The 17,797-nt window shown below is 67.9% G+C and carries 15 protein-coding genes; 7 read left to right on the top strand and 8 right to left on the bottom strand.

Features of this window, described 5'->3' with window-relative positions:
• Positions 1–22 precede the first annotated feature (22 nt).
• A complete protein-coding gene (locus VH569_RS27695; protein ID WP_423319608.1) occupies positions 23–1,018 on the bottom strand; it encodes a DUF4142 domain-containing protein in 996 nt (331 codons plus the stop codon).
• A gap of 295 nt (positions 1,019–1,313) precedes the next feature.
• Here VH569_RS27695 and VH569_RS27700 point away from each other — a divergent pair, with 295 nt between their 5' ends.
• The 3 genes from VH569_RS27700 (at position 1,314) to VH569_RS27710 (ending at position 4,290) form a co-directional block, all read left to right on the top strand.
• Complete coding sequence (locus VH569_RS27700) at positions 1,314–3,020, top strand: FAD-dependent oxidoreductase (protein ID WP_423319610.1); 1,707 nt, start codon at positions 1,314–1,316, stop codon at positions 3,018–3,020.
• Between the two features lie 53 nt (positions 3,021–3,073).
• Positions 3,074–3,658, top strand: a complete 585-nt coding sequence (locus VH569_RS27705) for a mismatch-specific DNA-glycosylase (protein ID WP_423319612.1) — start codon at positions 3,074–3,076, stop codon at positions 3,656–3,658.
• 173 nt (positions 3,659–3,831) lie between these two features.
• Positions 3,832–4,290, top strand: a complete 459-nt coding sequence (locus VH569_RS27710) for a hypothetical protein (RefSeq protein WP_423319613.1) — start codon at positions 3,832–3,834, stop codon at positions 4,288–4,290.
• On the opposite strand, the gene VH569_RS27715 is transcribed toward VH569_RS27710, so the two are convergent.
• Positions 4,287–6,542, bottom strand: a complete 2,256-nt coding sequence (locus VH569_RS27715) for a molybdopterin cofactor-binding domain-containing protein (RefSeq protein ID WP_423319614.1) — start codon at positions 6,540–6,542, stop codon at positions 4,287–4,289. The two genes, VH569_RS27710 and VH569_RS27715, sit on opposite strands and share 4 nt — an antisense overlap.
• 3 nt (positions 6,543–6,545) lie before the next feature.
• A complete protein-coding gene (locus VH569_RS27720; protein ID WP_109049456.1) occupies positions 6,546–7,007 on the bottom strand; it encodes a (2Fe-2S)-binding protein in 462 nt (153 codons plus the stop codon).
• A gap of 200 nt (positions 7,008–7,207) precedes the next feature.
• On the opposite strand from VH569_RS27720, the gene VH569_RS27725 reads away from it, so the two are divergent.
• Positions 7,208–8,122, top strand: coding sequence for a LysR family transcriptional regulator (locus tag VH569_RS27725; protein ID WP_423319617.1), 915 nt, complete (start codon positions 7,208–7,210; stop codon positions 8,120–8,122).
• A gap of 58 nt (positions 8,123–8,180) precedes the next feature.
• Here the strand turns inward: VH569_RS27725 and VH569_RS27730 are convergent, their stop codons facing one another.
• From VH569_RS27730 to VH569_RS27740, 3 genes are read right to left on the bottom strand one after another with little or no spacing between them, the layout of a single operon-like run.
• Entirely contained in the window at positions 8,181–9,017 is an 837-nt protein-coding gene (locus VH569_RS27730) for an ABC transporter ATP-binding protein (protein ID WP_423319619.1), read from the bottom strand.
• Positions 9,018–9,042: 25 nt separating this feature from the next.
• Positions 9,043–9,876 carry an ABC transporter permease gene (locus tag VH569_RS27735; protein ID WP_423319621.1) on the bottom strand — a complete coding sequence of 278 codons (834 nt, stop codon included), beginning with the start codon at positions 9,874–9,876 and terminating at the stop codon, positions 9,043–9,045.
• A 28-nt stretch (positions 9,877–9,904) separates the two neighbouring features.
• Entirely contained in the window at positions 9,905–10,915 is a 1,011-nt protein-coding gene (locus VH569_RS27740; RefSeq protein WP_423319623.1) for an ABC transporter substrate-binding protein, read from the bottom strand.
• A gap of 329 nt (positions 10,916–11,244) precedes the next feature.
• Between VH569_RS27740 and VH569_RS27745 the strand changes: the two genes are divergently transcribed.
• The 3 genes from VH569_RS27745 (at position 11,245) to VH569_RS27755 (ending at position 14,939) form a co-directional block, all read left to right on the top strand.
• Positions 11,245–12,111, top strand: a complete 867-nt coding sequence (locus VH569_RS27745) for a 3-hydroxybutyryl-CoA dehydrogenase (RefSeq protein ID WP_193548404.1) — start codon at positions 11,245–11,247, stop codon at positions 12,109–12,111.
• Between the two features lie 159 nt (positions 12,112–12,270).
• Positions 12,271–13,665 (top strand): alginate export family protein, encoded by a 1,395-nt coding sequence (locus VH569_RS27750; RefSeq protein ID WP_423319624.1) that lies wholly within the window; start codon positions 12,271–12,273, stop codon positions 13,663–13,665.
• 197 nt (positions 13,666–13,862) lie between these two features.
• Positions 13,863–14,939: a potassium channel family protein gene (locus VH569_RS27755; protein ID WP_423319626.1), complete on the top strand. Its 1,077-nt coding sequence runs from the start codon at positions 13,863–13,865 to the stop codon at positions 14,937–14,939.
• Positions 14,940–15,063: 124 nt separating this feature from the next.
• Here the strand turns inward: VH569_RS27755 and VH569_RS27760 are convergent, their stop codons facing one another.
• On the bottom strand, positions 15,064–15,771 hold the full coding sequence (locus VH569_RS27760) for a Crp/Fnr family transcriptional regulator (RefSeq protein WP_244592278.1): 708 nt from the start codon (positions 15,769–15,771) through the stop codon (positions 15,064–15,066).
• Between the two features lie 103 nt (positions 15,772–15,874).
• Entirely contained in the window at positions 15,875–17,719 is a 1,845-nt protein-coding gene (locus VH569_RS27765; RefSeq protein WP_423319629.1) for an ABC transporter ATP-binding protein/permease, read from the bottom strand.
• Positions 17,720–17,797: the final 78 nt, after the last annotated feature.

A 17,797-nucleotide genomic window follows, 5' to 3' on the forward strand; every position in this document is an offset into this window, starting at 1 on the left:
GTTTCAGGAAATCGCTACCGGATCACTGCTGGTTCGGCTGCGGGGTGCGCGGCTGGGTGCTGTCCAGGCTGTTGGCGATGCCATGCGCCGCGTCGCCGCCGGCCGCGCCCGTGTTGTGGCCGGTGGCGTTGTGGTCGGCGCTGCTGCCGCTGCCGGTGCCGTGGCGCTTGCCCAGCGAGACGGTGGTGTCGTCGTACTTGAACTCCGCCATCTGCTTGACCTGATCCTCGGTCACCTGCCGGGCGACGAAGCGGTTGCCGTCGGGACGCAGCAGGTTGTAGTCCAGCGCCACATGCTTGGCGCCGATGCCCAGCACGCCGCCGCGGTTCAGGATCACCTGGGTGGCCTTGCCGGTCTGGGCGTCGAGGATGATGTCGGCAACGTCCCCCAGCTTCTTGCCGTTCTCGCCATAGACATCCTTGCTCATCATCTTCTCGAAGCTGGTGCTCTGCTGGGCGGTACCGCCGGCAGCGGATGCGACTCCCGGGCGCATGTCGCGGACGTGGCGCAGATGCTGTTCCAACGTCGGCAAGGTCTGCTCGGCGAAGCGCCGCAGATCGGCGTCCTTGCCGTTCTCCGCCTGCTGGCGGAACAGGGTGACGGCGGTCTGGTGGGCGTCCGTCTGGCCCTGGAGATAGGCGGAATCGAACTGGTCGCCCTTCAGGCCGCGCAGCTTGTCCAGCTTCTGCTGGTGTTCGGAATCGAGCTTTGTCGGCAGCGTCATCGACTTCTGCTGAGCCATGGTCTTCATGGCGTCGGAGGTCTTGGTGTGGTCGGATACCATCTGGCTGCCGAACTGCTTGACGCCCTGTTCCTTCGCCTGGTCCTGCGCCAGCTTACCCGCCTGGATTTCGAACATGTCGCTGATCGCCGCCTTTTCGGCGAAGGTCATGTCCTGCTGAGCCAACTGGCCCTTCTCGGTCACGGTCTTGGCCGGTGCCGGCGTCTGGGCCAGCGACAGCGCAGGCGCCGAGACCAGAAGCATGGCGGCGGTCGCGAGAAGATGGTGGCGTTTCATGGCGGCGGCTCCTCGAATTGCATTGGGAATTGCAAGGTTTCCGGTGCCGGGCGGCCAGACCTGCGGCCGGGCCGAAGCACCCCTCTTCACCTTCTCAACCGTTGGGCGCGGCGGTCGTTCCCTCCCGGTCGAGGGCCGTCCGGTTCGTCCGGGGTGCTGCGCTTTTGCAGCGTCCGGACTAAGGGGGACGCGCCGGGGGTATATCCGAATGAGTGCTCGGTCTAGGCCGCGCGTCCGGGGCAAGAAGGGGGGCTTATGACCCCGGTATGCTTATGTCCCCAGTACGGAGGCCCGCTTGCTTCGTGACGCCCGCCATGTCCTGAACGGCACGCACATCGACTGCGATCTGTGCGTGATCGGTGGCGGTGCCGCCGGCCTGACCATCGCGCGCGAACTGGCGGGCGGCAGCTTGAGCGTCGTCCTGCTGGAGGGCGGCGGGCTGGAGGTCGACGGCATTTCCCAGGCGCTGTACGCCGGCCGCAACGTCGGCCTGCCCTATGAGCGGCTGACCACCGCGCGCAGCCGCTATCTCGGCGGCAGCACCAATTGCTGGGGCGGCTTCTCCCGCCCGCTGGAGCGGACGGACTTCGCCGAGCGCCCCTGGATCCCCGGCAGCGGCTGGCCGATCCCGCGCGACACGATGATGCCCTATTACGAGCGCTCGCACAGCGTGCTCGGCCTCGGCCCCTTCGAGTACGACAACGACTACTGGATGGAGCAGGTCCGCGGACCGAAGACCGAGCTTATTCCGGTGGAGAACGAGGACGGCAGCGCCAGCGCCTTCGAGAACCGCGTCGCCCAGCTCAGCCCGCCGATCCGCATGGGCGAGGCCTATCGCGCCGACATCGGGCGGGCCGCCAACATCACCGCCTTCCTGAACGCCAACGTCACCGGGCTGGACACCAACCATTCGGCAACGGCGGTGGAACGGGTGCAGGTCCGCACCCTGGACGGCCCCGGCTTCACCGTCGGTGCTCGGCTGTTCGTGCTGGGCTGCGGCGGCATCGAGAATGCGCGCATCCTGCTGCTGTCCAACAAGGTGCAGGCGGCCGGTCTGGGCAACGGCAGCGATCTGGTCGGCCGCTACTTCGCCGATCACCCGCGCTTCAAGACCTCGCCGATCCGCCTGACCCGGCAGGGGCATCACCGCACGCTCTACGACGTCAGCCTGTGCCTCGCCCGGCGGCGGTTGCGCCGGCCGCACCCGTCGATCGCGCTGGCCCTGTCGCCGACCGAGGATCTCCAGGAACGCCACGCGCTGCCCAACTCCCGCACATATCTGGTCGCCTCCTACCATTCGGCAGCGCTGGACGCCTTCAAGGCGATGCGCGATCTGCGGCTCCTGCCGTCGCGCCACCGCTGCCGCCGCTTCGGCGTGTCGGAGGACGAGGCGGCGAGCCTGCTGCGCAACGCCGGCCCGCGCATCCTGCGCAGCATGCCGCAACTGGCCCATGCGCTGTTCGACAGCACCATCGATCCGGGCTGGCTGCCCCGCCGCTTCACCCTGGAAACGGTGCTGGAGCCGGTGCCCAACCCCGAAAGCCGGGTGACGCTGGACCACGCCACCGACCCGTTCGGCCGCAACCTGCCCAAGGTGGACTGGCGCCTGACCGCCCAGGACCGCTGGGGCGCAGCCGAAACCCAGCGCCTGCTGCGCGAGGATCTGCTGCGCCGCGGCCTGATCACGGTGGAGGGCGCGGAGAACACGGCCGAGGAAAACGTAGGCGAGGCGACGATGGCCGATGTCGGCTGGTGCTGGCACCATATGGGCACCACCCGCATGCATGACTCGCCGCGCCATGGCGTGGTCGATCCCGATGGGCGCGTCCATGGCGTGGGCAATCTCTACATCGCCGGCAGCTCCGTCTTCCCGACCATGGGCGCCGACCACCCGACCATGACCATCGTGGCGCTGGCCCTGCGCATGACCGACCGCGTCCTGGCCCTGTTGCAGGACGAACGCGGCAGCCCGCCCGCACCCGCGGTGGCCGCCTCGCTTTGAGCGGAGCGACGGCGTCCTATATTCCTCTCCCTTGCGGAGAGGATGCGATTGCCATGGACCTGTTCGACGATGTTCCGGCCCCGGCCCTGACTCTAGCCCCGCCGGGATTGCCGCCCCCCGCCGGGCCGCTGCCGGACATCGTGGCGCCGGGGCTCGACTGCCTGTTCGTCGGCTTCAATCCCGGCCTGCGCTCCGGTTCGCTCGGCCATCACTATGCCGGGCGCGGCAACCAGTTCTGGCGCCTGCTGCATGAGGCCGGGCTGACGCCGCGCCTCTACCGGCCGGAGGAGGATGTCACCCTGCCGGCCATCGGCCTCGGCTCCACCAACCTCGTTGCCCGCGCCACCGCCAGCGCCGCCGAGCTGTCGCGGGCGGAACTGCGCGGCGGCGTGCCGCGGCTGGCGCGGATCGTCGGCTTCGTCCGTCCCCGCGTGCTGGCCTACACAGGCAAGGGCGTCTATCTGGCGGCGACCGGCCTGCCCGACGCACCCTGGGGCGTGCAGGAACGCAGCCTGTTCGACGGCGTCGTCGATGTGGTGGTGCCGTCGCCGAGCGGCCTCGCCCGCCTGCCCTTCGAGGACAAGCTGCGCTGGTTCCGCGAGCTGCGGGCGGAGATCGGGCGTCGCCGGCTTGCCTGACCCTGGTCGGCGGCGGAGATCGCTGCAATTCCTGGGGAGGCGGTAGGGATTGTTGTCCGGACGGAGAATGCCGGCCGGCCAGGGCGGGACGCGGGGGGCACTCCCCCTGCCCCGGCATTTCGCCGGGAAAGGCGGGGCAGGCCGACGCCGGCCTGGGCCATGCTGTGCCCCGCATGAGCGCGACCGACCGAACCCGTCCCGTTGAAGACCACTCACCGCAGACCGACAGGATCGCCCTGCGGCTGCGCTGCCGCCATCGGGCAATCCTGGCGCTGGCCGTCCTGCTGACGGGAGGCGTTCTGCGAGCGGCCTGCCATCTCACGGTATTGACGCCTGCGACCGCCGCGGCAGAACCCTGGAAAGACCCTTGGGGACCGCGGCTTCCCGCGTCTCCCTTGACGGACGCCCATTCCCGGCAGCTCGCCCGGCTTCTGCATCTCGATGCGCCCCACAAAAAAGGGCCGACGGAGACTCCCGTCCCCGCCGGCCCTGTGCCGCTGGATCCCGCGGTGAAGCCGCTGGTCGACCATGGCTGGCCTGCCCATCGCTCCAAGTCGATCCCGGTCGAAACGATCCCAACCGCCGCACGGACGGCCGGGATCGTCGCAGTCTCGGACAAAGCCTCGCCTTAGCTGACGATGCCGCCCCGGCTGAAGGGCAGTGTCTGCAACGGCTGTCCGGTCACCGAGAAGACGGCGTTCGCCACCGCCGGTGCCACGGTCGGGACGCCCGGCTCGCCGGCGCCGGTCGGCCGCTCGTGCGACGGCACGATGTGGACCTCGACCACCGGCATGTCGGACATCCGCAGCGGCAGATAGCTGTCGAAGTTGGCCTGATCCACCACGCCGTCGGTCATGGTGATCTCGCCGCGCAGCGCATGGCCGATGCCCCAGCCCGCACCGCCCTCCATCTGGGCCTTGACGATGTCCGGGTTGACGACCTCGCCGCAATCGACGGCGACGACGATCCGGTCCACCTTGATCTGGCCCTTGGCATCGACCGTCACATCGGCGACATGGGCGACATAGGTGTTGAAGCTCTCATGAACGGCGACGCCGCGGCCCTTGCCCTGCGCCAGAGGCTGGCCCCAGCCGGCCTTCTCGGCCGCCAGCTTCAGCACGCCGGCCAGACGCGGATGGTCCTTCAGCATCTCCATGCGGAAGGCCACCGGATCCTTGCCGGCCGCCTTGGCGAGGCGGTCGATCATCACCTCCTTGGCATAAGCCGTGTGAGTGTGCCCGACCGACCGCCACCACAGGGTGGTGACCGGCGAGGCGACGGTGTGGGCATCGACCGCGAGGTTCGCCACCGGATAGGCCATGTCCGAGGCGCCCTCGACCATCGTCGCGTCGACGCCGTTCTTGACCATCACCGCCTCGAACGGCGTGCCGGCCATGAAGCTCTGGCCGACGATGCGCTGCTTCCAGCCGACGAGCGCACCCTTGGCGTCGACCGCCGCGGTGATCCTGTGCAGGAACAGCGGGCGGTAGCGGCCGCCCTTGATGTCGTCCTCGCGCGTCCAGACCAGATGCACCGGGGCCTTGGGATAGGCCTTGGCGATCATCACCGCCTCGGCGATGTAATCGGCGTTGGTGGTGGCGCGCCGGCCGAAGCTGCCGCCGGCCCACTGGGTCTCGATCTTCACCTGCTCCGGCTTGCAGCCCAGGATGTGGGCGGCGGTCATCTGCTCGACCGTCTGGAACTGCGACCCGGCCCAGATGGTGCAGCCACCCTCCGGGTTCAGCGCCACCACGGCGTTCAGCGGCTCCATCGGTGCATGGGCGAGATAGGGGAAGACGAATTCGCCGTCCACCGCATGGCCGCCCGTGGCCTTGGCGTCGGCGATGGCCTTGTCGGCATCGCCCTTGTTCGCCGCGACCGAGCCCGGCTTCTCCGCCGCCTTGCGGTAGTCGGCCAGCATGGCGTCGGTGCCGCGGGTCTCGGCCTTGGCGTCGTCCCAGGCGACCGTCAGCGCCTCACGGCCCTTCATGGCGGCCCATGTGTTCCTGGCGACCACCGCGACGCCGACCGGCAGGCTGATCACGTCGATGACGCCCGGCACCTTGCGGGCGGCGGCATCGTCGACGCTTCTAACCGTACCGCCGAAGCGCGGGCTGCGGGCCAGCACCGCCGTCACCTGACCGGGGCGGCGGATGTCCATCGAGAAGATGGCGGTGCCATTGGTCTTGCTGATGTGGTCCAGCCGGTGCAGGTCCGGCTTGCCGATCAGCACATAGTCCTTCTGCTCCTTCAGCTTGACCTGCTGCGGCACCGGAAGCTTGGACGCCTCCTCCGCCAGTTCGCCGAAGGTGGCGCTGCGGTTGCTGGCGGCATGGCGGACCACGCCCTTCGACACCGTCACCTCGCCGGCCGGAACCTTCCAGCGGGCGGATGCCGCGGCGACCAGCATGGCGCGGGCGGCGGCGCCGGCCATACGCAGCTCGTCCCAGCTGTTGGCGACGGCGGTCGAGCCGCCGGTGCCCTGGATGCCGAAGAAATGATTGGCGTACAGCTTGGCATCGGCCGGGGCGAAGGCACCGCGCACCTGGGACCAGTCGGCGTCAAGCTCCTCGGCCGCGATGGTGGCGATGCCGGTGACGATGCCCTGGCCCTTGTCGAGATGCTTGGCCAGCACGGTGACCGTGTTGTCCGGCGCCACGATGATGAAGGCATGCGGACGCGGGTCGGCCGGACCGACGATCTTGGGCGCCGCCTCGGCGGCGAAGGCCGGCATCGGCAGATGCGCGCCGACCACCAGCACGCCGGCACCGGCGCCGATGGCCTTCAGGAAGCCGCGGCGCGACGGGGCGCGCAGCGGGCCGGGAGCGAAACCGGAGTCCGGGAACCCATTCTGGGCGGCCTGACGGATCAGATGATGCAGCATGGATCAGGCCCTCATCGTCTGGGCGGCATCCTTGATCGCCGCGCGGATGCGGACATAGGTGGCGCAGCGGCAGACATTGCCGTCCATCGCCGCGTCGATGTCCTGGTCGGTCGGGTTCTGGTTGTCGGTCAGGAGCGCTACGGCGCTCATGATCTGGCCCGACTGGCAATAGCCGCACTGGACGACGTCCAGCTTCTGCCACGCCGCCTGGACGGCCTGGGCGGCCTTGCCCTTCACGCCTTCGATGGTCGTGACCTTGCTGTCCGGCGTCAGCATGCCGACCGGGGTCTGGCAGGCGCGGGTCGGCGTGCCGTCGACATGGACGGTGCAGGCGCCGCACTGGGCGATGCCGCAGCCGAACTTGGTGCCGGTCATGTTCAGCTCGTCCCGCAGAACCCACAGGAGCGGCATGTCCTCGGGAACGTCGACCTGACGCTCCTCGCCGTTGACGTTGATGCGAACCATGGCTCTTGCCTCTTTCTCCCTGAACGGAACCGCCGGCCTGCCCTGACGATGTGAGGGAGGACGACGACAGGTCCGCTGCCCGGTTGTGGGCGTTGGCTACGGAATGTGGTTTTTTGATTGATGGCTGTTGGATCAGCGCTGGCTAGACAGAATACACCGTCCAGTGCACAATGAACTAGAACGCTTTGGTTCATATCGTCATGAAAGCAATTCATAACCCGGCGCTCGACCTCAACCTGATCAAGGTGTTCGACGCGCTGCTGGAAACCCGCAACGTATCCCGCGCGGCCGAGGCGCTGGGCGTCAGCCAGTCGGCGGTCAGCCACGCGCTGGGCCGGCTGCGCACGCTGGTGGGCGACCCGCTGTTCGTGCGGACCGGCAACCGGATGGAGCCGACGCCGCGCGCCCAGCGTCTGGCCGAACCCCTGCGCGACCTGCTGGTCGGCGCCGCCCGCGCCCTGTCGGCGGAGGAGGATTTCGATCCCCAGCGGGAGGAGCGGACCTTCACCATCTCCACCACCGATTCCATGCAGGCGGTCCTGCTGACCGGCATCCTGCGCGATGCGGCGGAAGGCAATCTGCGCGTGTCGGTGTCGCTGCTCAACCTCGACCCCGACGCCATGCTGAACGCGCTGGACGACGGCACCCTCGATCTCGCCATCGGCTATCTGCCGGAACTGCGGCGCTGGCACGACGGGCAGGTGCTGTACCGGGAAACCCATGTCTGTCTGTACAATCCGAAACTCGTGCCGGTCACCCCGCCGATCGGGCTGGAAGACTACACCCGCTATCCGCATCTGATGCCGTCGCTGCGCGGCGGGATGACCAGCTTCATCGACGAAGAGCTGGCGGCACTCGGCACCAGCCGGCGGGTCGCCGCCTCGACCACCCAGTTCCTGGCGATCCCGATGATCCTGATGCAGGTGCCGATGCTGACCTCGCTGCCCGCCCGGCTGGCCCGTCTGTACGCCGACGCGCTCGGCCTCGCCACCAGCCCGCTGCCCTTCGACATCGGCGACTACGAGATGTCGATGATCTGGCACCGCCGCAACACCGGCTCCCCCTCGCATGGCTGGCTGCGCCAGCGCATGAGCGAAGAGGCGGCGAAGCTCTGACATAAGAAAGGGCGCCCACGGCGGGGCGCCCTTCCTTTGCCGTTCTGTCCGTCGCCCGTCAATCCGCGGTGACGGAGCGGATCTCGTCCTGGCTGAAGCGCTGCTGCTCCTCCATCACCATCTGCGACAGCTCGCGCTTCAGGCGGTTGAACTCCGGGGCGGAGCCGTCGCGCGGGCGCGGCATGTCGACGGCGACATCGCGCTTGATGGTGCCCGGCCGGTAGGTCATCACGATGATGCGGTCGGCCAGATAGATGCTCTCCTCGATGGAGTGGGTGACGAACAGGATGGTCTTGCCGACCTCCTCCCAGATGCGCAGCAGTTCGTCCTGAAGCGTGCGGCGGGTCAGGGCGTCGAGCGCGCCGAACGGCTCGTCCATCAGCAGGATCGGGCTGTCGAGCGCCAGCACGCGGGCGATGGCGACGCGCTGGCGCATGCCGCCCGACAGATCCTTCGGAAAGCGGTTGCGGAAGTCCTGCAAGTGCAGCTTCTGCAGCAACCACTCCACCCGCTCGGCGATCTCCGCCTTGGACATCCCCTTGATCTCCAGGCCGAAGGCGACGTTCTGCGCCACCGTCATCCAGGGGAACAGGGCATATTCCTGGAACACCATGCCGCGGTCGGGACCGGGCTCGGTGATGATGCGGCCATCGACGGTGACGGTCCCCGTCGTCGGCGGCTGGAACCCGGCGACCGCGTTCAGCAGCGTGGACTTGCCGCAGCCCGAGGGCCCCAGCAGGCAGACGAACTCGCCCTTGCGGATGTCGAGGTCGATGTTCTGCAAGGCGACGATCTTCTGCGCCCCAACGGCGAAGGTCTTCTCCACCCCGCGCACCTGGATCTGCACAGGCGCCGTGTCGGCAACGGGCATGGTGTCGGAAACGGTCTTCAGCATGGGCGTCATCTCCATCCCCTCCCCATCAATTCTCAAGACCGCGGTGCCAGCGCAGCAGGTGGTTGTTCAGGCGGTTCATGCCGATGTCGATGGCAAGGCCCAGCAGGCCGATGGTGAACATCCCGGCGATGATCTTGTCGGACCACATGAACTCGCGCGCTTCCAGGATGCGGAAGCCGAGGCCGGAGTTGACGGCGATCATCTCCGACACGATCACGACGATGAAGGCGGTGCCGATGCCGATCCGGGCGCCGGCCAGGATGTAGGGGGTGGCGGCCGGCAGGATGACGCGGACGAACATGGTCAGCTTGCCGGCGCCCAGGTTGCGGGCGGCGCGCAGATAGATGCCGTCGACATGGCGCACCCCGGCGATGGTGTTCATCAGCACCGGGAAGAAGGCGCCGATGGCGATCAGGAACACGGCCGGCGCGTTGCCCAGCCCGAACCACAGGATCGCCAGCGGGATGTAGGCGATGGGCGGGATCGGCCGCAGCACCTGCATCAGCGGGTCGAACAGCGCATAGATGCGCGGATTTCCGCCCATGGCGAGGCCCAGCGGAAGCGCCAGCCCGGCGCCGACGGCGAAGCCCAGCACCACGCGGTACAGGCTGGACCAGGCGTCGAACAGCATCTCGCCCGACAGCGCCCACAGGATCCAGCTGGACTGCGCCGGATCGTAGGCCTCGGTCGGCAGCAGATAGGCCCACCAGCGCACGACCACCTGCACCGGCGACGGCAGCACCACCGGATTGATCAGGCCGGAGGTGGACAGGATCTGCCACAGCGCGATCACCAGGACTGGCACCAGGGAGCCGCGCAGCAGGGCCGCGGGCGAGAAACGGGGATTGGCTTGGGACATCGGGCGTCCTCCTTCCGCTGGGTGGGGCTCAGTTCGCCTTCACGGTGCCGGTGCCGGCGTCATTCGCGGCGGCCTTGGTCGCCTTCGCCTTTTCCAGCAGGTCCAGCTTGACCCAGTCGGCGGCCTTCGGCGGGTTGTCCATGCGGCCGACGCCGAACTTCTGCATCATGTCGGTCGTGACCTGGACGTGATGGACCGACAGGTCGTAGCTGTAGGGCGAGTTGCCGATCGCGTCCCTGAAGTCCTGGCTGGAGATCTGGCCCTTGAACATCTGTTCGCGGACATACTTCTCGGCCAGATCGGGGTTGGCGATGAAGGTCGCCGTCGCCTCGACGAAGCAGTTGACCAGACGCTGGGCGACGTCGGGTTTCTTCCTGTAGAAGTCCTCGGTGATGACCAGCGACCGCACCGGCTCGCCCAGTTCGGTGTCGTAGGGCTTCACCACCTCGACGCCGAAGCCCTTGTTGATGGCCTGGCTCGACTGCGGCTCGGACTGCGACATGGCGTCGATGCTGCCGGCCAGCAGGGCCTGATTCATGTCGGCGTAGGCCATGTAGACGATCTGCACGTCCTTGCCGGAACGGTCCGACCAGCTCAAGCCATGCTTCGCCAGCTCGGCCAGCAGGATCAGCTCCTGCGCGCCGCCGCGCGGGGTGGCGACCTTCTTGCCCTTCAGGTCGGCGACGCTCTTGATGCCGGCATCCGGCTTGGCGACGATGCGCGCCCCGCCCTTGGCGAAGCCGGCCACCGCATAGATCGGCACGCCCGACGCACGGCCGGCGATGGCTGCGTCCACCGCGCTGGCGGCGACATCGATCTCACCGGCGACGATGGCCGGCAGGATGTCGATGCCCTTGGGGAAGACCCGCTCCTCGATCTTCAGGTCGTACTTGCCGGCGATCTCCTTCATGTAGGACACCGCGCCGTAATGGGCGAATTTCAGGTTGCCGAGTCGGACCAGATCGGCGGCCGAGGCGCCCTGGGCGGCGAGTGCCGCGGCAGCGAAGGCGGTGGCGGCGAGCAGAGTCTTCCGGAGCATCGTGTCTCTCCCATGGGGCTTGATCCGCGACCCGTCGCCGCGGTTGGCCTGGAAGAGAGCAAGGGGCGTGCCATTGTCAGTTCGCCGCGCAAACAGTTGAAAAGCCTGGACCCGACCGTCGGTGCCATGGCCTGCATCGGCGGAAAGCCGCCGATGTCGTTGCACGGGCAGGCGGAATTCCGCCGACACCCGGCCCTGCGGCAGGTCGCCGCGCCGGGCGAAAGCCGCCGTTGCCCCTTACGACAAGTCATCGCAGCGCAACGAAAATGCGTGTAGAAGATGCTGCATCTGCGAACCAACGCACGCGCTCAACGATAGGGACAAGAAACATGGCCGAGAGCATGGGAATCGAGACCATCGGCGTCATCGGCGCCGGACAGATGGGCAACGGCATCGCCCAGGTCTGCGCCGTCGCCGGCCTGACGGTGATCATGACCGACATCTCCGAAGAGGCGGTGCAGCGCGGCCTGTCGACCGTCGGCGGCAGCCTGGACCGTCTGGTCAAGAAGGAGAAGATGACCGCCGCCGACCGCGAGGCCGCCGTCGCGCGCATCACCGCCACCACCGACAAGTCGAAGCTGGCCGCCTGCGATCTGGTAATCGAGGCCGCGACCGAGAACGAAGACCTCAAGGTCAAGATCCTGAAGGATCTCTGCGCCACGCTGAAGCCGGAGGCGCTGGTCGCCACCAACACCTCGTCGATCTCCATCACCAAGCTGGCGACGGCCACCGACCGTCCGGACCGCTTCATCGGCCTGCACTTCTTCAACCCGGTGCCGCTGATGGCGCTGCTGGAGATCATCCGCGGCATCCAGACCAGCGACGACACCCACGCCAAGGCGATGGCCTTCGCCAAGCGCGTCGGCAAGTCGCCGATCACTGCCAAGAACAGCCCCGGCTTCGCCGTCAACCGCATCCTCTGCCCGATGATCAACGAGGCGATCTTCGCGCTTCAGGAAGGCATCGCCACGGCCGAGGACATCGACGCCGGCATGAAGGCAGGCTGCAACCACCCGATCGGCCCGTTGGCGTTGGCCGACCTGATCGGTCTCGACACCATGCTGTCGGTGATGGAGGTCTTCTATGAAGGCTTCAACGATCCGAAGTACCGCCCGGCCCCGCTACTGAAGGAAATGGTCGACGCCGGCTATCTCGGCCGTAAGACCGGCCGCGGCTTCTACGACTACAGCAAGTAACCGCTGCGGCGAGGGAGGGCCCAGGCGCCCTCCCCGCCAAATCCGCTCGGGCCGGGAAGCGGGTGCGCAGAACCGTCAAAAGCGGTTCGGATGGAGCAATCACCCGGCCGGGCATCCCCATAGGATCGGTGCAGTCCAGCGCCATCACGGAGATGCCCCATGACGGCCCGCCTTCGCGCGGCGGCGGTCGCCCTTTTGCTGTGGACCGGTCCGGCCCATGCAGCCGATCCGCCACCGCTGACCAACACCCGCTATGACGAAGATTACCGTTACCTGCTCCCATCAGGGGCGGGGACCGGCGCCTATTGGGAGCGGTTCAAGGCCATCCCGGTCACGCCGGACGGCTTCGCCTCGCTCTCCACCGGGCTGGAGTTGCGCCTGCGCGGCGAGGCGATCCGCAACGGCGGCTGGGGCCAGGACGAGCCGCGCAACGACGCCTATGGGCTGTGGCGCGCCCTGCCCTACGCCGACCTGCGTGTGGGAGAGAGCCTGCGCCTGTTCGGCCAGTTGATCATGGCCGACGCGGTGGGCAAGCTGGACCCGCTGGCGCCGCCCGATGCCGACCGCATCGACCTGATGCAGGGCTTCGCCGACCTGACCGTCCCGCTGGGCGAGGCCCAGGGCACACTGCGCGTCGGCCGCCAGATGCTGGCCTATGGCTCGGAACGGCTGATCTCCATCCGCTACGGCGCCAACGTCCCGCGCGCCTTCGACGCGGTGAAGGGGATCGTCTCCGCCGGCCCCTGGCGGGTCGACGCCTTCTTCGGCCGTCCGATCCAGCCGACGCCGGAGCTGTTCGACGACGGTCGCGACGCCAAGCGCTCCGCCTGGGCTCTCTACGCCACCCGTCCAGTGGATTTCGGGTGGGGCGGCAGCGCCGGGCTGGACGTCTATTACATCGGTTATCGCAACCGCCACGCCGGCTTCGACGCCGGCAGGGCGAACGAATTGCGTCACACCGTCGGCCTGCGCAGCTTCGGCAAGGCCGACGGCTGGGACTGGAACTGGGAGGCGATGGGCCAGTTCGGCCGTTTCGGCAGCGGGTCGATCCGGGCCTGGTCGCTCGCCACCGACAGCGGCTATCGCTTCACGGACCTGCCGCTGCAACCCCGGCTCGGCCTGAAGGCCAACATCGCCAGCGGCGACGGCAACCCGCGCGACGACCGGCTGGAGACCTTCAACCCCCTGTTCCCGCGCGCGAAATATTTCGGCGAGTTGACGCCCATCGGCCCGTTCAACCTGATGAACCTGCATCCGTCGCTGGACCTCGCTTTGTCCGACGCATTCAGCCTGTCGGCCTCCGCCATCGCCTTCTGGCGTGAAAGCCTGGACGACGGCGTGTACGACCTGACCGGCGGGCTGCTGCGCTCCGGTGCGGGATCGAAGGCGCGCTATGTCGGCACGCAGGGCGAACTGGTGCTGTCCTACAGCTCCGGCCGCTCCTTCGAGGGGCTGATCTCCTACTCGGCATTCCGGCCCGGCCCTTTCCTGAAGGACAGCGGTCCGGCCAAGACCATCCACTTCGCCGGGATGGAAGCGGTCTTCAAATTCTAGGATCAGTCTGGTGCTTCAGGAAGCACCAGACTGATCCTAGGCTTTTGGGTTTCCGTGTGATTCACGCTTCAAGCGATTCCGCTTGAACCGATCACACTCTAAAGCGCAAACCTTGCAGCCGGACGGCGATCTCGTACGTTCAGTCAGTCGGGGCTTTCGACAAGCCCCGTACGGACCAACGGCGGATGCGGGAAGCGGTGGAACGGAGACTCCAGGACAGACGCCGGACCAAACCATCCCTGCGCAAGGGGCGGCTTCTGCATGTCCGCTCCGGACTGTCGGCGGAAAAGACCCTGCTGCTGCGCGTCGGCATCGTCGCCGCCCTGATCGCCCTGGTCATCGCGGTGTTCTGGTTCGACCGCGACGGGCTGAAGGACCAGATCGACGGCCACATCAGCTTTCCCGACATCCTCTACTTCGCCATGATCACGGTGACCACCGTCGGTTATGGCGACATCGTGCCGGTCAGCCACACCGCCCGGCTGATCGACGCCTTCGCCGTCACGCCGATCCGCATCTTCATCTGGTTCATCTTTCTCGGCACCGCCTATGAGCTGGTGGTGCAGAGGATCGTGGAGGAATTCCGGTTGAGCCGCATTCAGAAGCAGTTGCAAGGCCACATCGTGCTGTGCGGCTTCGGTCACAGCGGCTTCATCGCCGCGCAGGAGACCGTCTCGAAGGGCCATCCCGCCGACCACATCGTCGTCATCGACGAGTCCGAGGACCGCATCCAGCTGGCGGCCGACTGCGGCTTCGTCGGCCTGCTCGGCGACGGCACCAGCGAGGACACGCTGAAGAATGCCTGCGTCGGCAAGGCGAAGGCGGTGATCGTCAGCACCGGGCGCGACGACACCACCATCCTGGTGATCCTGACCGTGCGCCACCTGTCCGCCGCCACCAAGGTCGTGGCGAACATCAAGCAGGAGGAGAACATCAAGCTCGCCAACCTCAGCGGCGCCGATCTGGTGGTGTCGCCACCGAAGATCGGCGGCTATCTGATGGCAGACGCGGTGGAGACGCGCTACGCCACCCCCTTCCTGTGCGACCTGATGTCGGCCGGCGGGCAGATGGTGCTCAGCGAACGCCGGGCGGAAGCGGACGAGGTCGGCCTGACCATGGCGGAGGTCACCACCGGCATGGTGGTGCAGGTCCACAGCCACGGCCGCGACATTCCCTTCACCGAGCGCAACCGCTACATCATCCAGCCGCAGGACACCCTGCTGATCATCAGCCGGCCAACCGACGCAAGGATCCCCTCTCCTCCGGGTGGCTAAAGCATTCACACAAATGAGTTTGCGGAGGACCAGACGCAATCTGAAAGACAGTTGCTCATCCCGGCCCGCAAGAGGGGAAGGGCTTTGCGTCAAAAACACCCTCTTCGGGTGCGGCGGACCCGGGCTACGGCCCGTCCGCCAGCTCGCGCAGGGCGGTCACGTCGCAGCGGAAGCGGTTGGGCCGCAACTCATCCAGCAGGCCCTGCCGCTTCAGTTCGGCGACGACGCGGCTGGCGGTCTCGGTGGTGATGCCCAGCACGGCGCCGACATCCTCCCGACCGAAGAAGTCGCACTCGCCCCGGTCGTCCACCAGGGTCAGGAACAGCCGGGCGACCCGCGCCCGCGCGCTGCCGGTCCCGAGTTCGACCAGAAAGGCGTCGGCCCGCTCCACCGCCTGATGCCAGCGGCGCATCAGCTGCTGGTGCAGGTGCTGCGTCTCCTCCGACAGGCGCTGGATCACCGCGCGCGGGATGCGGCAGGTCAGGACCGGGTGGATGGCGATGGCGGTGTGGCGGTAGGGCTCGCCCAGCGCCGCCTCCAGCCCGGCGGTGTCGCCGGTGCGCAGCAGCCGGACGATGCGCTGGCCGCCGTTGGGCAGATACTGCACCAGCTTCACCAGCCCGCCGCGCACGGTGTAGAGCGCCGCCGGCTCGTCGCCGACATGGTAGAGCGCCGCCCCCGGCGCCACCGTCATCTCGTCGATGGGCAGATGGATCAGGTTGAAATCCGGTTCCGTCAGGTCGGCGAACAGCGCCGAGTCCCGGATGCCGCACCCCCGGCAGTTCGCCAGCCCCCGCCATGCCGCGTTGATGCTGGTCTTCTTCACGCTCATGTCCATGGTAATGCGGGGCGGCTGCTTCTGTGGGTGCCAACAATGACCGCCGCGCAGTGTGGCAGCTTTTCGGACGGGTTCCAAGGTTCCGGGAAACGGCCGGTCAGGCCGCGCTTTCCTCCACCGGCCGGATCGGCCGCGCCTCCTCCCGCAGCGTGACGGCGCCGTTGGTACGTTCCAGCACCAGCTTGCGGCCATGGTGGGCGGCCAGCCCGGCATGGTGGCCGATGGTCAGCAGGGTGGCGTGCGGCAGTTCGCGCTCCATCAGCGACAGAAGCTCCTCCTCCGCCGGCGGATCGAGGCTGTCGGTCGCATCCTCCAGAAAGATCCAGTCGGGACGGCGGATCAGCAGCCGGGCGAAGCCCAGCCGCTGGCGCTCGGGCACCGACAGCACCTCGTCCCAATGGTCGATGCTATCCAGCCGGCCGACGAGGTCGGGCAGCCCGACGCTGACCAGCGCGCCGGCCGCCTTGTCGTCGCCGACCGACGATGCCGTACCGGGATAGGCCAGCACCGCACGCAGGCTGGCATGGGGCAGATAGGGGCGTTCGGGCATGAAGAAGACGCGGGTGTGGGCCGGCAGGGTGATCAGCCCGCGCCCCCAGGGCCAGACGCCGGCCACGGCGCGGAACAGGCGGATGGTCGCCGTGGCGTCGCCGCCGATCAGCACGCGGTCGCCCGGCCGCACCTCCAGGTCGAAGGGATGGACGACCGCCGTGCCGTTCGGCTCGTCGATGGCGACGCCGCGGAAGGTCAGCCTGTCGTGCTCGTCGGAGCGCACCAGCTGGATGTGAGCGTCGGGCACCTCGCAGACATTGCGGTCCAGCCGCACCAGCGCGTCGTGCAGGTTCAGCACGCGCTCCACCGACGCCCGCCATTCGGCGACGCGCGGCAAATTGTCGATGGGCCAGGACAGGGCGCCGACGGTCTGCTGGAAGGCCTGCGCTGTCTGCATCAGCACGCCGAGCGTGATGGTGCCGGCGATGTAGCGCGGGGCGGCGACCAGAACCGGAAAGGCGGTGGACAGCACGGAATAGCTGGCGCTGAACACCATCATGTGGCTGAGCGCACGGGTCTGGCGGTTCCAGCCCCGCACCACCCCGCCGAACAGGCCGGAGAGATGCCCGCGCTCCGCCGATTCGCCATGCAGCAGGGCGATGGTCTGGCCGTTCTCGCGGATGCGGGCCAGCGCGAAGCGGAAGTCGGCCTCGTAGCCCTGGCGCCGGTTGACGGCGTTGACCAGCGGCTGGCCGATCAGCATGGCGATGGTGGTGCCGACCGCGGCATAGAGCAGCGCCACGAACAGCAGGTGGCCCGGCACCGCCAGCTCCATCCCCAGCAGCGTGACCGACAGGGTGCCGGACAGCATCCACAGGATGTTGGTGAAGCTGATCAGCAGCAGCGCGCAGTAGGTCAGCGAATGGCCGAGGTCGATGGCCATCTCCGCGGTGATGCGGATGTCCTCGGCGATGCGGCCGTCGGGGTTGTCGTGCTCGCCCGGCATATAGGCGATCTGGTGGTGACGGCCGCGGCGCAGCCAGTCCTCCAGCAGCTTGCGGGTCAGCCAGTCGCGCCAGCCCATCTGGAGGCGGCGTTTCACCCGCAGATGCAGGACGACGATGACGATGTTGTAGAGGATGATCAGCCCAACCAGACCGATCATGGTCAGGAAACGGTCCATGGAGCGCTGTTCGAGCGCGTCGAACAGCCGCTCGCTCCACAGGTTGATCAGGACGGGGACCGAGACCTGCCCCACCGTCAGCACGACCAGCGCCACGGTCAGCGCCCACACGGTCACCCGCGAGCGTCCGTGCCAATAGCCGCCGGCAAGGCTCAGGAAGCGGCGGGCGAAGCCGGGAGCCTTGCCGCCGGAGTCATCGCCGCCCCTGCCCGTTCCGGTGCCTGTAACTTCGCCGGCGCCCGTGTCGCCGCCTGTATCCTCGGTCATCCCGCCCATCCCGGGCCTCCGCACAATCCCTCAACATCCGTATAACCAACGAATAGGATGTGACAGGCCGAAAGTACA

This window comes from Azospirillum sp. 11R-A, assembly GCF_049472615.1.
In the GTDB taxonomy this organism is placed as follows: domain Bacteria; phylum Pseudomonadota; class Alphaproteobacteria; order Azospirillales; family Azospirillaceae; genus Azospirillum; species Azospirillum palustre.